Source organism: Streptomyces sp. Q2, assembly GCF_056820935.1.
In genome coordinates this window covers 140,226-154,475 of record NZ_JBXEJE010000024.1, presented here as the reverse complement: position 1 = coordinate 154,475, position 14,250 = coordinate 140,226, and the positions used below count along the sequence as shown (strand labels likewise).

The window sequence follows — 14,250 nt, the reverse complement described above, 5'->3', positions numbered from 1 at the left end:
TCCGGCCGAAGTCCGCGAGCAGGATCCGAGCCAGTTCCAGACGGCTCTCATAGGCCCCCAGCAGCCGGAGTCAGCCGACTTACTCGCCGTGCTCAGGGCCGGGACGCGGCGAAGAACGGCATGGAGTCCAGCGGGACGACCTCGATGTTCTTGCCGGTGCGCGGCGCGTGGATGGCCTTGCCGTTGCCGACGTACATGCCGTTGTGCTGGTTGTCGTTGTACCAGTAGATGATGTCGCCCGGCTGCAGGTCCGCCTTGGACACCTTGCGGCCCGCGTCGTACATCTGCTGGACCGTGCGGGGCAGGGACACACCCGCCGAGCGCCAGGCCGCTCCCACGAGTCCGGAGCAGTCGTAGGAGTCGGGGCCGGTCGAACCCCACTCGTACGGCTTGCCGAGCTGCGCGTACGCGAAGTCGAGCGCCGTCCCGGCCCGACCGCCGGCCGGGCCGTCGTAGGTGGCCGGGGAGTCGTCGGCGCCCGCGGAGGCGTCGTCGCGCTCCTGGGCGGCCTCCATCCTGGCGCGCTGTTGCGCGGTCAGGCTGTTCAGCAGCCTCCGCGCCCTGGCGAGCTTGCCCTGGACCTCGTCCTTCTTCTCGGCCGCCTCGGTGCGTGTCTCCTCCAGGGCGTCGAGACGCTTCTGGGCGTCCTCTCGCTCCTGGGTGAGTTCGCGCTGCTTGGCCCGCATCGTCCGCAGCGCCTCGGCCTGTCGACTGCTCGTGCGGTCCAGCATCGCGGCCTGGTCGAGGTAGTCGTCGGGGTCGCCGGACAGGAACAGTTGCACGCTCGGGTCGATGCCGCCGCCGCGGTACTGCGCGGCCGCCAACGGGCCTGTCTCGGCCCGGAGTTCGTTGACCTCCTGCTGCTTGCGGGCCAGTCGGTCCCGCGCGCCGGCCACCTCGCGCCGCAGCTTCTCCTGCTTCTCGCTGATGGCGTTGAACTCCTCCGTGGGAGCCTCCGCCTCCTCGTAGAGCTTCTCGACCTGCTTGCGCACCTCGTCCACCGTGGGCCCGGGGGCCGCCTGGCTCTGTGTCGGCAGCAGGCTGAAGGCGCCGGCGGCAATGCCGAGGGTGGCTGTCCGGGCGCGGCTGGGCGGCTTGGGCCGACGGTGGGTTCCCATCGTGGGATGACTCCTCTGCGCGGTCTGTGTACCAGGCGACGGGCCGGTGGCCGTCGTCGGCGCTCAGGGCGCCGACCAGTCAAGTGCGGTAGAACTTAGTAGATTCGTAGATGGAATCGCAAGCGAGTCCGAGTCGGGGGCCTCCGGCGTGCATCGGTCAGCCGAGGCCGGGCGGGCAGGCGAACAGGAGCGGCACCAGCGCGACCGCCACGGCCGCGGCGGCGACCGACCCCCACAGGGCCGGATGGGGCGCCGTGCGCGGACCGAGGATCCGCTTCAGCCGGATGAGGACGGTATGGCCCCCCGCGGCGAGCGCGCCCTTGGGAGCACGCGCCGCGGCCATTTCGTACATGGCGGTGGCCAGCACCTCGTCGGAGTGGCTGCGCAGGGCACGGTCGTCCGCGATCATCTCCAGCAGCAGTGCCGTCTGCTCACGGGCGTGGCGGGCGAGAGGCAGCCGGCGGAACACCGAGTGGAAGGCTTCCACGGCCGCCAGGGCCAGGTGGTGGCGGCCCGTGATGTGCGCCTGCTCGTGCTCCAGTACAGCGCCGAGCTGCGCCGGCGTCAGCTCGCGCACGGCCGCGTCACTGATCACGATCCGGGGGCGGCGGCCTGGCAGACAGTACGCGGCGGGGATGTCGTAGGGCAGGACGGTGGCGCTCAGCAGCGGCGAGTGGCGGCCCACCAGGTCGAGGGCCTCCCGGTGCTCTGTCCGCGCCCGACGGGCCCGCGCCAGGTGGAAGACGAAGCCGCCCACCAGGGCGATCGCGACAGCCGCGGGCACGACGACGGCCAGTCGGTCCGCCGTGCCGGGACCGGGCCTGCCCGCAGCCATGTCGAGCCCGCAGGAGTGCAGCAGGCCCATCAGGCCCGCGTGCACGTGTTGGGTCGGCATGGCGAGGTTGTACGCGGACAGTGCGATCCCCATCGAGAAGGAGACCGCGAGGGTGTGCCACACGGCGACGGCCAGGGCGGGCGCCCGGTGCGGCCAGCCCGCCCGCAGCATCAGGCGCGGGGCCAGGAAACCCACCGCGACCGTGTAGCCGATGAGCACGGGGGCCGCGTTCACGACTTCGCCTGTCGTCCCATGTTCCGCAGGGCCTTCCGCAGGGCGGCCACCTCTTCCTCGGACATGTTCTCGACGAAGTGGACCAGCGCGGTCGGCCGGTCCTTGCTCTCGCCCAGGCCGTCCTCCATGAGCGCGGCGGCGTACGCTTCGCGGCTGCGGACCGGCGTGTACAGCCAGGCGCGGCCCTGCTTGCCGCGCAACAGCCAGCCCTTGGTGTACAGGATGTTGGTGACGGTCATCACCGTGGTGTACGCGACGGGTCGGGTCTTGTTGATGTCGTCGACGACCTCACGCACCGTGGCCGGACGGTTCCACGTCCAGAGACGGTCCATGATCTCCGCCTCGAGGTCCCCCAGCCGTCGCATGGCCCCGACTCCTTTTCGCCACCGAATGCGCAAGCGAATACGCAAGGTCATAGTAGACGGCCGGGCTGTCGCGCTTCCTGGGCGGGGCGGGGCAGGGCCGCCCGGGACGCGGGGGCCGGTGAGCCCCTGCGCCTGCGATGACGCCGTGACGCGGCAAGAGCTGACGCGGCGTCACGCCGGTCGTCGCGGTGCGTGCTGCGGACGGTGGGCTTCGCCACGCTCGGCCTGGTGGACTCGGTTCCGGCGCTGCTGGCCGCCTCGGCGGCCACCGGCTCGCGGGAGCGTTGTTTCAACCCGGCCGTGCGCGCCTACCTCGCGGCCGACGCGGGGGAGCGCCGCGTCGAGGCGTTCGCCACTGACTCAGCAGTGAACCCGCGACCGCCCGGCCGGTCAGGCCGGGCGGTCCCCGGTCTCTCAGCCGCCGACGGCCTCGGCGGGCGCGGTACGCCGGAGTTCGTGGGCTTCGGCGAGGAGGAGGTAGCTGCTGGCCGTCCAGGTGTAGGCGCGGTCGCGCAGGCCGGTGCCGGTCAGGGCGTCGAAGTTCTCCGCGAAGCCGGAGGTCTCGCACAGGGCGCGGAAGCGGGTGCTGATCTCGTCCGCCAGGCGGTGGTGGCCGCTGCGGCGCAGGCCGTCCTCGATGAGGACCGTGGCCGGTGCCCAGATCGGGCCGCGCCAGTAGCCGTCGGAGCGGTAGTGCGGTGACGTGGGCAGTTCGGTGGCCAGCCCGTGCGGGGTGAGGTGGGCCTCGATGCGCTCGGCCAGCACGCCGCTGACGCTCTCCGGCAGGTGCTCGCCCAGCGCGATGGGCATCAGGTCGAGCAGACCGGAAGTGCCCCAGGCGTCCTCGCCGTGGGCGGAGCGGGCGACGAACCGGTCGCCGGTCCACAGCCGGTCGAGCATCGCCGCCTGGGTCGCGTCAGCTGTGCTCGTCCAGTGGCGGACGTCGTCCGGTCGCCCCAACTCGACGGCGAGGTCGGCGAGTTCGCGCAGCTGGAGGATGAGGAACGCGGCGAGGTCGGCGGTGACGACCACTCGCTCGGGGTCGAAGGCCGTGGCGTTGTCCCAGCCGCTGTCGTTGCCGTGCTGGTAGTGGGGCAGGGCTGCGCCGGGTGTCCGCCGGTGGGTGAGCCAGAAGTCCGTCCACCGGGCCAGCCGGTGGTACGTCTTCGTCAGTTCCGCCGTGTCGAGGGGGACGGGTAGCCGTCTGCGCAGGTGGCGCAGGGCCCAGCCGTGAATGGGCGGTTTGACGAAGTTGTAGAGGACCTCGGAGTGGGTCACCGAGTCGGGCAGTGCCCCGCTCTCGTCCTGGTGGTCGAAGACCAGCGCGAACTGGTCACGGGCCAGCTCCGGTGAACCCGGGGCCAGGGCAAGGGCGTTGAAGCAGTGGTCCCAGCTCCACACCTTGTCCATCCAGTGCTTGGACATCAGTACCGCGGGCCGGGTGACCAGGCCCGCCGGACGCACCGTCGCGGACCACACCACGTAGGCGGCGAGTTCGGCGGCCGGGGTGCCGGCCGAGCGCCACGGGGTCACCGCGCCGGTGAACTCGTCGAACGAGTGCCGCGCGGCTGCCACGACCTGGCCGAACGAGGCCGACGAGGTGAAGGGCCGCCGTGCCGAGTCGAGTTCCTCGACGGCGATCTCCCAGGCGTCGCCGCCGTCGGCGGTGATCGTGACACCGCGCGCCCCGTCGCTCAGCGTCTGGGTACCGGCCTCTTCGGCGATCGAGCCGGACAGCACGGTGACCCGGTAGCGGCGCCCGGTCTCGTACGACGTGAACACGTGCGCGCCGTCCACCGGGTCGCGGTAGAAGTAGGTGCCGCTGAACGGGGTCAGGGCCCGCGCCGCGGCGGCGACGTGCAGATCCAGCCCTTCGCCCCGCAGGCGCACGGTGTCCGGCGACTCGTAGGCGAGATCCACGCGGCCGCTCACGCCGGTCCAGCTGAGCCGGCTCGGTGTCGCCTGCACGGCGGTCTCCGCCCGGTCACCCGTCGCCGTGTCCAGGGGGACGAAGCGCAGGACGGCGTGCATGCCGTTCTGGTGCGAGACGAGGTGGAGGTCCTCGGAGCGGGTCTTCTCCGCGAGCACGGGAGAGATACCGAACCAGGAGCCGTGGATGCTGAACGGTATGTCGTCCACGGAGAAGGACGGGCCGGATCGGACGGCGGTCATGAAGCGTTACTCGTTTCTCGAGCTGTGGCTCTGTCGCGAAGTGGTCAGCGGCTTCGGCCGGGCTGGGGCACGGACGGTGATTCCCTGGGTCAGTCCTTGACGGCTCCGGCGGTCACGCCGGCGGCGACGTAACGCTGGGCGAGGACGAGGATTACCGTGGCCGGGAGCGAGGCCACGACGGCGGTGGCCATGATGGCGTTCCACTCCTGGTTGTTGTTGCCGATGTAGTGGTAGATGCCGAGGGTGATCGGCTCGTGCGCCCCGCCGTTGACCAGGGTGCCGGCGAAGACGAAGTCGGACCAGGACCACAGGAACGCGAACAGGGACACCGTGACGACGGCGTTGCGGCTCATCGGCAGGACGATGGACCAGAAGGTGCGCAACGGCCTTGCTCCGTCCATCTGCGCGGCCTGGAGCAGTTCGCCGGGGATGCCGGACATGAACGCCGTGAAGATCAGCACCGCGAAGGGTACGGCCAGGGTGGAGTCGGCGATGATCAGGCCGGGCACGGACTGGAGCAGGCCGAGCTGGAGGTAGATGGCGTAGAAGCCCATCGCCATGATGATTCCGGGGATCATCTGTGCGGCCAGGAGGACGAAGCCGAGGATGCCGCCGCCGCGCGGGCGCAGCTTGGCGAGCGCGTAGCCGGCCGGTGCGGCCAGGGCCACGGTCAGGGCGACGGTGCCGAGGCCGATGACGAGGCTGGTGCCGAGGTAGGGCAACTGCTGGTCGACGACGGCCCGGTAGCCCTCCAGGGTGGCGTCGGCGGGGAACAGGTCCGGCGGGCTTTTGCGCATGTCCTGGTCGGGGGTGAAGGACACGTTCAGCATCCAGTAGACCGGGAAGAGCATGAGCGCGGTCAGCAGGAGGCCGATGGCCGTCTTCCACCACGTACGGCTGCGTCGGTTCATGGCGATTCCTGTCACGACAGTTGCTGCTTTCGCTGGACCCGCATGTAGACCAGGCCGAAGACCAGGGCGGCGACGACGAGCAGGTTGCCGACGGCGGCTCCCGGCCCGAAGGCGGGCAGGAGGTTGCCGAAGCCGAGCTGGTAGGACCAGGTGGCGAAGGTGGTGGACGAGTCCGCCGGGCCGCCCTTGGTCATGATCCAGATGATGTCGAAGACCTTGAGCGTGTAGACCAGGCCCAGCAGCAGGGTGATCGCGGACACCGGGCGCAGCAGCGGGAAGGTGATGCGCCAGAACCGCTGCCAGGCGTTCGCCCCGTCCAGAGCCGCCGCCTCGTACAGCGAGGCGGGGATGGACTGCAGTCCGCTGTAGAGCACCACCAGGTTGAACGGGACGCCGATCCAGATGTTGGCGATGATCACCGAGGCCAGTGACCAGGACGGTGAGGTCAGCCAGTTCACCGGACCCACACCGACGGCGTGCAGCGCGGCGTTGACGATGCCGGAGTCGCTGTTGAGCATCCACGACCAGGTGGACGCCGACACGATCAGCGGCAGCAGCCACGGCACCAGGAACAGTGCGCGCAGGGTGGCGGAGAGGCGGAAGTTCTGGTTGAAGAAGACCGCGAGGGCCAGACCGATCGCGTACTGGAAGACCAGACACACGGCCGTGAACACCACGGTGTGCACGAGGGCGGGGGCGAACGTCGGGTCCTCGAAGACCGTCCGGTAGTTCGCAAGGCCCGTGAACGGCGCGTCGCCCTGCACGAAGGAGCGGACGGTGTAGTCGCGCAGGCTCAGGTCGATGTTGCGGTAGAGGGGATAGGCGTAGAAGAGGCCGAGGTAGAGGACGACGGGGGTGAGGAATCCCCAGGCGGCCCACTGCTGGGAGGTGGGACGGCGGCGTGCGGAGGGCGGGGCGGCGGTGGCCGCCCCGTTCCGCTCGCGCACCGGCCGGCTGTCCGGCAGGTGTGTCGTGTGGCTCATCGGGAAGCCTGTTCCCCGGTCACTTGGCGGCGGACTGGGCGGCCGAGAGCGCGTCCTTCGGCGACTTGGATCCGCTCAGGGCGGACTGGACGGCCTTCCACATCTGCTCGGAGATCTTCGGGTACTTGGTGCCGAGGTCGTCGCTGGTGCGTCCCTTGGCCGCCTTGACCGCCTCGACCCAGGGCTTCAGCTGCGCGTTGGCCGCCACCTGCTTGTCCTGGACCTCACCGGTGGGCGCGACGTAGGAGAGGGTGGTGTCGGTGTCGAGCAGGTTCTGGCTGTTGGTCAGGCAGGACACGAGCTTTTGCGAGGTGGCGTAGCGGCCGGTGTCGCCCTGCACCGGGAGGGTGACGAACTCGCCGCCCGTCGGGGCGGCGGCGCTGCCTCCGCCGGAGGCCGGGACGGGGATGACTCCGTAGTCGAAGCCGGCCTTCTCGGCATTGGCGAGCTGCCAGGTGCCGTTCTCCGCGAACGCGTAGTCCCCGCTCGCGAACTCCTGCCAACTGGTGGTCTGGGTGTTGTTGAGCACGGAGTTCGGGGCGTAGCCATCCTTGAGCCAGTCGCTCCACAGCGACAGCGCCGAGACGCCCTGAGGCGAGTCCAGTTCGGTCAGCTGCGCGCCCGCGCCCCACAACCACGGCAGGAACTGGAAGCTGCCCTCCTCCGTCCCGATCGCCGAGAAGGTGATGCCCTTCTTGCCCGCCGCCTTGACCTTCGCCAGCGCCGCGGTCAGCGTCTTCCAGTCCTTCACCGAGGCGATGTCCACCCCGGCCTTCTTCAGCACTGCCTTGTTGTAGTAGAGACCGAGGGTGTTCGCGCCGATCGGGGTGCCGTACGTCTTCCCGCCCGACTGACCCGCGGCGAGCAGGTTGGGGTCCACGCCCGAGGTGTCCAGCTTGCTGTCGTCGGTCGTGGTGAGCACCCCCGCCTCGGCCAGGGTCGACACGACGGGGTTGTCGACGATGAGCACGTCCGCGGAGTTGTCCTGCTGCGCCGCCAGCAGCGCCTTGTTCGCCAGGTCGCTGGTGTCGAAGGCGGTGCGCTTGATCTTCACGCCGGCCTCGGTGCCGCAGCCGTCGAGCAGCTTGGCCCACGCCGAGGACGTGTCGAACTGCGGGTAGGGGTCCCAGACGGTGTAGGTGCCGCTCGCGGCCGCGTCGTCGGCGGTGCCGCTCGCGCCGGAGGAGCACGCGGTGCCGCCTGCGGCGACGGTGACGACGGTCAGGGCTGCGGCGGTGAGACGCCGTCGGGTGGCTCTGTTCATGACGCGTTCCTTCGTGTTCGAGGCATGCCGGTGCCGAGGCAGGGGGCGCAGGGCCGGGGGAGGGTGTGGCGAACTACCGCGGCACACCCGCGCGTTCGGGGGAGGGAGAAGAGGGTGGCTGTGCGGAGAGGTGCGGTCAGAGGGCGGTACCGGAGCCGGGTTCGAGCTCTGCCGGAGTGCGCCCGGTTCCGGCGGGCGCCGTGCTGGCGCGCAACGAGATCGGCGGCCTGAGCAGGTGGTGCCGGGAAGGTGCGGCTGGATCGTCGAGCCGCTCGACGAGCAGGTCGACGGCGAGGCGGCCCATCTCCTCCGCCGGAACGTCCGCGGCGGTGAGTTGCGGGGTCACCGTCTCCGCCCACCGGCCGGCCACGACCCCGGTGACGGAGAAGTCACGCGGCACGTGGCGGCCGGCCTCGGACAGCCCGCGGTACAGCCCGCCCAGCGCGGCCTCGTTGAGCGTGACCAGGGCCGTGGTGGCGGGATCGTCGTGGAGGATCCGCTCCACACATGCCTGCCCCGAGGCGGGATCGTCTCCGCAGCAGTACGTCCGGACGGTCAGCCCGCGCTCCGCGGCCGCCTTGGTGAACCCGTCGAGCCCTCGGTGAGCCGACTCGTACCCGGCCCGCAGAAGCTGCTCGGGCCGGTTGACGAAGGCGATCCGGCGGTGACCCAGATCCGCGAGATGGTGGACACAGGCCGCCGCCAGCGCGGTGTGATCCAAACCCACCCACCAGCCGCCCTCCGGGTGCGCGGTCCGGCCGATGGCCACGGTGGGGAAGTCCGCCGCGGTGAGGTGGTCGACCCGGTCGTCCTGCAGCCTGATCTCCATCAGGATCGCGCCGTCGACGCGCCGCTCGCCCAGCAGCCGCTGGAACGAGCGGTCGCTGTCCCTGCCGCTGGGCGAGAGCAGCACGTCGTAGTCGTGGGCCGCGGCGGCCTCGACGACGCTGCCGATGAAGTCCAGTTGCATCCCGGTGTAGTGACTGCCGGCCGGCGGGAAGGCGAGACCGATGGTGTTGGTCCGGCCGTTGGCCAGGGCACGGGCACTCGCGTTGGGCCGGTAGCCCAGCTCGTCGATGACCCGCTGGATCTTCTGGCGGGTCTCGTCCGAGACGGCGCGCTTGCCGCTCAGTGCGTAGGACACGGTGCTCCGCGAGACACCGGCCCGCTGGGCGATCTCACCGATGTTCACGGAACTCCTTGCTCGAACCGGTTCGACGACTCCTGGGTGAGGAGCCTGCCGGTCCTGTGGGCTGGGGGCAAGAGGAGGAAGGGGCGACGGTCTGTCGAACCGGTTCGCGTGAAGTGAAGGTAGGAGCAACCGAACGAGCTGTCAACGCCTGGCGCGGTATCTCCTGTAACGGCCGGGAAATCCTTCGGGCCGGGGCCAGGTTTTGCTGTCCGCATGCTTTGTCATGCCGTCTGAACAGCCAGTTTCCTGCCTCCCGGGAACGGGGTGCTGATCATGGGGACCGCGCTGAACCCGCGTGGAAGTCCGTGTCGGAGGTATTGCTGGCCTGTTTCGCGGGTGCTAGTTTCCCCGAACCGGTTCGACACCGTGGTGAGGGGACCGGCGTGCCCGGCGTACCAAGATCCCGCACTACCTCCCGGGACTCACTGAATCCCGGTCCTACGCTCTGACCTGCGATAACGCCTCCTGGCCGACGTGAGGCCCGGAGCGCCGCCCGGTATTCGAACCGGTTCGATCACGAAACTGGAGACCGCAGTGCGACCAAGAAGAACCACGGGAACCGGCGTCATGATGGCCTCGGTCCTCGCCACCATGCTCGCCGTGCCCGCCGCGGGTCCGGCCCGGGCGGCCGAGCCGGAACAGCTCGTCATCGACCTCGCCACCGACACCGGCGCCTTCCATGGCGGTGCCGGCGGCACGCTGTACGGGATCTACGGCGACGGAGTACCGAGCCGCAACCTCATCGAGGGCATGCACGTCCGCACGGTGTCCACCAAGGCGCAGGACGGTCCGCAGCACCCGGGAGCGGACGCCCTGGAGATCCTGCCGTCGTTCGTGGACTCGGGCGGCAAGGACGTCTACATCTACATGACCGACATCTACCGGGGCTTCCCCTACGAGTGGCCCGGCGCGGACGGCCCGGCGCGGCTCGCCGACTTCAAGGAGAAGATCAAGAAGCAGGTCCAACAGGTCCTGACGATGGGCGACTACAAGAAGAACGTCGTCTACGTCCCCTTCAACGAACCCGAAGGGAACATGTTCGGCACCGGCAAGTGGAGTTACAACGGCGTCTCCTGGCGCACCGACCCGCAGTACTACTTCGCCGCGTGGAAGGAGGCGTACCAGCTCATCAGGAGCCTGGACCCGGACGCGCGGATCGCCGGCCCGAACACCTCCGTCCTCTACCCCGAGGTCAAGGGGTTCCTGCAGTACGCCAAGGCGCATGACGTCGTCCCGGACGTGATGACCTGGCACGAGCTGTCGTCGCCCGCCGCGGTCCGCATCAACGTGGCGAAGTACCGGCAGATGGAGAAGGAGGCCGGGGTCGGCCCGCTGCCGATCAACGTCAACGAGTACGGGCACAACTACCACCTTTCCGTGCCCGGCCAGGTCGTCCAGTGGGTGTCCGCCATCGAGGAGTCGAAGATCGACGCCGACCTGGCGTACTGGAACATCGACGGCAACCTCAACGACTCGGCCGTGGAGGCCAACAAGGGCAACGGCCAGTGGTGGCTGTTCAACGCCTACGGCCAGATGTCCGGGCGCACGGTCGCGGTGACCGCCCCGCACCCCAACCAGCAGTACACCCTCCAGGGCGTGGCCACGCTCGACAAGAGCAAGAAGCAGTCCAGGGTGCTGTTCGGCGGCAAGAGCGGTGACGCCGACGTCGTCTTCGAGAACGTCGACCCGAAGCTGTTCGGGACAACGGTGCACGCCACGGTGCAGGAGATGCCGTGGACCGGACAGGTCGGCGACTCGGCCGAGCCGCTGCGGCTGGCGGACCATGAGGTCGCGGTCGGCGCGGACGGCAGCGTGACCCTGCCGATGACCGGCATGAACGCGATGTCCGCGTACCAGGTCATCCTCTCCCCGGGCGGGAACGGCGGGAAGCCGGCCACACCGTCGACGAGTTGGCGCACCACGTACGAGGCGGAGAACGCCACCTACACCGGCGGCGGCTACTCCAGGAACGGGCCTGAGGGCACGCCCTCCGACGTCGGCAAGTTCGCCACGTCCGGCGACTACAACGTCGGCGGGCTGCGCACCGGTTCCGACGGCGTGCTCGCCTTCGACGTGGAGGTCCCGCAGGACGGCACGTACGACCTGAGCGTCTTCGCCAACTCCTACAACCTGGACGCCAGGGTGAGGGAACAGGGCCCCACCAACGTCTTCCTGCGGGTCGACGGCAAGGACCCGCAGGAGCTGCGGATGCCGCTCGGCTACAAGTGGGTGGTCTGGGGCCACACCGACACCACAGTGGAACTGACCGCCGGCAAGCACCGGATCACCCTCGCCGCGAAGGACGCGGACCTCGGCGTCACCAAGGGCGACGCGATCATCGACAAGCTCGACCTGGCCCTGCGCGACCAGCACGTGACCCAGCCGGCGATCTACGAGGCCGAGTACGCCACTGTCACCGGAACCCGCCCCGACTACACGCACGCCGGGGCTTCCGGCCCGGGCGCGGTGCCCCTGCCCAAGCGCGCTTCCGCCACCTTCTGGGTCCACTCACCCACCGACGGCGAATCGACGGTGTCCGTCGACCACCTCGGCGGCGGCAAGGCGAGCCTGTCGCTCAACGGTGAGGAACTCGACCGTCCGAGGATCGGAAGCGGGGAGCCGGGTACGGACGCGGTCAAGATGTTCCTGTCCGCCGGCATCAACAAGATCACCGTCACCGGCACCTCCCGTGAACTGGTGCTCGACCGGCTCAGGGTGTCGCCGTCCGAGGGCACCTTGGTGCCCACCGTGTACCAGGCCGAGGACGGCACGCTCTCCGGAGCGGCCAGAACGACCGACCAGTACACCTTCGCCGCGAACGGCAGGTCCGTCACCGACATCGGCAACGGCACCGCCAACTCCCTCACCTTCGACGTGACGGCCGCCAGGTCCGGACGGCACGCGGTGACCATCCGCTACTCCAACGCCGAACAGGCGCCCGCCACCCACTACAACCCCGACCCGATCGCCCGGCACGCCGACCTCTCGGTCAACGGCGGACCGGCCCGCCGGGTGCTGTTCCCGACGACCTTCCACTTCAACGACTTCCGTGACCTCACGGTCCCGGTCACGCTGAAGAAGGGCGCGAACCGGCTCACCTTCACGGCGGAGGAACTGCCGGACTTCAACGGCGACACCTACAACCAGTACGACCAGCGATCCCCCTACGCGCCGGTGATCGACCAGATCGCCGTCACACCCCTGACGCAGAAGTAGCCCGCCCTCCAAGCCCGGGCATGGTGGGCGGGCGACGACGACCCGCCCGCCCACCACGGGGGAAGGGCCTCGGCCGGGCGGGTGCCCGTGCCGGGGCCGCGTCGAGTCAGGACCGGGGGGCGTCCGGGTCGGGCAGTGGCGCCGTGGCGAGCTGTCTGGCTTCGTCGGGCGGCAGGCCGAGCATGCGCAGCAGTTGCTCGGCGACCTGGTCGCACGCGCGGTCGTCGACGAGTTCGGGGTCGGACAGGGACAGATGCAAGGTGGCCAGCAGTGAGCCGGCCACGGTCGCCAGGGCCAGCCGCGTGTTCTCCACCTGGAACCGGCCGGCCGTGACGCCGGCGCGGATGTCGCGCAGGGCGCGGGGTGCCAGGCCCTGGTCGGAGTCGATGTACGACAAGCCGTGGCGTACCAGCACCTTCGCCATGTCGGGGTGCGACCGGTTCACGCGCAGCGCCAGCCGGACCGACTGGGCGAAGGCGGCCGCCGGGTCGTCGACGTCGGTGCTCAGTTGGTCGAACAGCGCCCCGGTTTCCTCCAGTACGTCGTCGACGGCTGCCTCGAAGAGTTCGTCCTTGCTGGAGAAGTGGTTGTAGAAGGAGCCGAAGCCGACGTCGGCGGCCTCGGTGATGCTCTGGATGCTCGCGTGGCGAGCGGTGTCGTCGGCCAGCATCGCCCGTGCGGCGTCGATTAGTTTCTGGCGGGTCTGGGCCTTCCGGCGTTCCAGCCGGGACACCGGCTTCGCGTCGTCAGGGGTCCCCGAGCGTGCTGGCTTCATGGCCGCAGTGTAAGTGATCACATCTCTGATGGAATCGTCAGCCAGAACTGGCCGTGAACCGGGGACAGTTCGGCCTTCCCGAGAATAAAAAAGACATACTCAGGTTTTTTGCATAACTCTCTCCCATATAGTCACATGGAAGGAGAGGTCTTGGGACGTGCCTTCGGACGGCGAGGTGGTGCGGCGGCTCGACGCGACCGTCAGCGCCGTGGACGCGCCCGACGTCGTCTTCGCGCCTCCCGGAACGGTCACCGCACCGTGCGGTGCGCGGGCACCGCGCCGCCCCCGCCCGTTCCGCGCCATCGGCTGCGCTACGAACTGGGGTCGGCGTCCAAGACGTTCACCGGACTGCTGCTGGCGCACCGGACACAGTCAGATCTGCTGTCCGCGGGTGAGCCGGCCCGGAACCCGTCACGCTCGCCCACCTGATCACCCACACCTCCGGACTGCCCGCCCTGCCGGCCGACTTCTTCGTCCGGGCCCTGCCCGCGTGGCGCACCAACCCCTACGCCCGCTATCCGGCGGAGCGGGTCGTCGACGCGTTTCTGCGCCATCGGCACCACCGCCGGCCCGGCACCCGCCGGCACTACTCCAACTTCGGTGTCGCCGTGCTCGGTCACTCCCCGGCGGCGGCGACCGCGACCCCGTGGGACGACCTGCTCACCGGTCATGTGCTGACTCCGCTCCGGCTGAGCGAGACCGTCCTGTGTCCCGGCGACCCGGACACCGCCGCCACCGGACACCGCAGGGACGGCATCACACCCACGCCCCCGTTGTTCGTCGGCGGCTTCCAGGCGGCCGCCGCCGTCCGGGCCACCCCGGACGACCTGCTCACGTTCCTCGAAGCACACCTGGACCCGTCGGGCAGGCCCCTGGCCGATGCGCTGCGGGCCGTACGCCACCCCGTGCTCCGGCGCGGTCTCGGGCACCGGCACCGGCACACGGTGGCCTGGTTCCAACACCCCACGGAGGACGGCCCGATGTACTTCCACGGTGGGGCCACACTGGGGCAGCAGGCATTCCTGGGCTTCCGGCCCGACACCGGAACGGCGCCGGCCGCCATGTGCACCCGCCGCTTCCGCGCCCGCGACGCCTTCGTGCCGACCGCGTACGCGCTTCTGGCCGAGGCATAGCCGAGGAGCCGGGCGGGCCCGAGGTCATGGCAGGCGCGAGGACCGAGTCCGT

Annotated in this window: 10 protein-coding genes and 2 pseudogenes; 3 read left to right on the top strand and 9 right to left on the bottom strand. The window is 70.0% G+C overall.

Annotated elements, in window-relative coordinates; genetic code table 11:
- Window positions 1–92: 92 nt before the first annotated feature.
- The 3 genes from ACWBNA_RS26750 to ACWBNA_RS26740 form a co-directional block, all read right to left on the bottom strand.
- The gene (locus ACWBNA_RS26750; protein WP_482707055.1) at window positions 93–1,118 is read right to left on the bottom strand and encodes a C40 family peptidase; all 1,026 of its coding nucleotides are present in this window, start codon (window positions 1,116–1,118) and stop codon (window positions 93–95) included.
- Between the two features lie 157 nt (window positions 1,119–1,275).
- Complete coding sequence (locus ACWBNA_RS26745) at window positions 1,276–2,187, bottom strand: M56 family metallopeptidase (protein WP_482707054.1); 912 nt, start codon at window positions 2,185–2,187, stop codon at window positions 1,276–1,278.
- Window positions 2,184–2,552 (bottom strand): BlaI/MecI/CopY family transcriptional regulator, encoded by a 369-nt coding sequence (locus ACWBNA_RS26740; protein WP_482707053.1) that lies wholly within the window; start codon window positions 2,550–2,552, stop codon window positions 2,184–2,186. Before ACWBNA_RS26740 ends, ACWBNA_RS26745 begins: the two co-directional genes overlap by 4 nt.
- Before the next feature lie 189 nt (window positions 2,553–2,741).
- Between ACWBNA_RS26740 and ACWBNA_RS26735 the strand changes: the two are divergent.
- Window positions 2,742–2,906, top strand: a pseudogene (locus ACWBNA_RS26735) (MFS transporter); the annotation flags it as partial.
- A 60-nt stretch (window positions 2,907–2,966) separates the two neighbouring features.
- Here ACWBNA_RS26735 and ACWBNA_RS26730 read toward each other — a convergent pair.
- The 5 genes from ACWBNA_RS26730 to ACWBNA_RS26710 all read right to left on the bottom strand — a co-directional run bounded on the left by ACWBNA_RS26730 (window position 2,967) and on the right by ACWBNA_RS26710 (window position 9,074).
- On the bottom strand, window positions 2,967–4,724 hold the full coding sequence (locus ACWBNA_RS26730; RefSeq protein ID WP_482707052.1) for an amylo-alpha-1,6-glucosidase: 1,758 nt from the start codon (window positions 4,722–4,724) through the stop codon (window positions 2,967–2,969).
- A gap of 89 nt (window positions 4,725–4,813) precedes the next feature.
- Window positions 4,814–5,635 carry a carbohydrate ABC transporter permease gene (locus tag ACWBNA_RS26725; RefSeq protein WP_482707051.1) on the bottom strand — a complete coding sequence of 274 codons (822 nt, stop codon included), beginning with the start codon at window positions 5,633–5,635 and terminating at the stop codon, window positions 4,814–4,816.
- Window positions 5,636–5,646: 11 nt separating this feature from the next.
- The gene (locus tag ACWBNA_RS26720; protein ID WP_482707050.1) at window positions 5,647–6,618 is read right to left on the bottom strand and encodes a carbohydrate ABC transporter permease; all 972 of its coding nucleotides are present in this window, start codon (window positions 6,616–6,618) and stop codon (window positions 5,647–5,649) included.
- Window positions 6,619–6,637: 19 nt separating this feature from the next.
- On the bottom strand, window positions 6,638–7,882 hold the full coding sequence (locus tag ACWBNA_RS26715) for a sugar ABC transporter substrate-binding protein (RefSeq protein WP_482707049.1): 1,245 nt from the start codon (window positions 7,880–7,882) through the stop codon (window positions 6,638–6,640).
- A 136-nt stretch (window positions 7,883–8,018) separates the two neighbouring features.
- A complete protein-coding gene (locus ACWBNA_RS26710) occupies window positions 8,019–9,074 on the bottom strand; it encodes a LacI family DNA-binding transcriptional regulator (RefSeq protein WP_482707048.1) in 1,056 nt (351 codons plus the stop codon).
- Window positions 9,075–9,641: 567 nt separating this feature from the next.
- On the opposite strand from ACWBNA_RS26710, the gene ACWBNA_RS26705 reads away from it, so the two are divergent.
- Window positions 9,642–12,290 (top strand): cellulosome protein, encoded by a 2,649-nt coding sequence (locus ACWBNA_RS26705; protein ID WP_482707047.1) that lies wholly within the window; start codon window positions 9,642–9,644, stop codon window positions 12,288–12,290.
- 106 nt (window positions 12,291–12,396) lie between these two features.
- On the opposite strand, the gene ACWBNA_RS26700 is transcribed toward ACWBNA_RS26705, so the two are convergent.
- On the bottom strand, window positions 12,397–13,065 hold the full coding sequence (locus ACWBNA_RS26700; protein WP_482707046.1) for a TetR/AcrR family transcriptional regulator: 669 nt from the start codon (window positions 13,063–13,065) through the stop codon (window positions 12,397–12,399).
- A 127-nt stretch (window positions 13,066–13,192) separates the two neighbouring features.
- Between ACWBNA_RS26700 and ACWBNA_RS26695 the strand changes: the two are divergent.
- Window positions 13,193–14,198 (top strand): annotated as a pseudogene (locus ACWBNA_RS26695) (serine hydrolase domain-containing protein).
- Window positions 14,199–14,250: the final 52 nt, after the last annotated feature.

Bases quoted from the DNA above. Each gene is read 5' to 3' on its own strand.
- ACWBNA_RS26750 (WP_482707055.1), bottom strand. From the start codon at position 1,118: ATGGGAACCCACCGTCGGCCCAAGCCGCCCAGCCGCGCCCGGACAGCC.
- ACWBNA_RS26740 (WP_482707053.1), bottom strand. From the start codon at position 2,552: ATGCGACGGCTGGGGGACCTCGAGGCGGAGATCATGGACCGTCTCTGG.
- ACWBNA_RS26730 (WP_482707052.1), bottom strand. From the start codon at position 4,724: ATGACCGCCGTCCGATCCGGCCCGTCCTTCTCCGTGGACGACATACCG.
- ACWBNA_RS26725 (WP_482707051.1), bottom strand. From the start codon at position 5,635: ATGAACCGACGCAGCCGTACGTGGTGGAAGACGGCCATCGGCCTCCTG.
- ACWBNA_RS26720 (WP_482707050.1), bottom strand. From the start codon at position 6,618: ATGAGCCACACGACACACCTGCCGGACAGCCGGCCGGTGCGCGAGCGG.
- ACWBNA_RS26715 (WP_482707049.1), bottom strand. From the start codon at position 7,882: ATGAACAGAGCCACCCGACGGCGTCTCACCGCCGCAGCCCTGACCGTC.
- ACWBNA_RS26705 (WP_482707047.1), top strand. From the start codon at position 9,642: ATGATGGCCTCGGTCCTCGCCACCATGCTCGCCGTGCCCGCCGCGGGT.
- ACWBNA_RS26700 (WP_482707046.1), bottom strand. From the start codon at position 13,065: ATGAAGCCAGCACGCTCGGGGACCCCTGACGACGCGAAGCCGGTGTCC.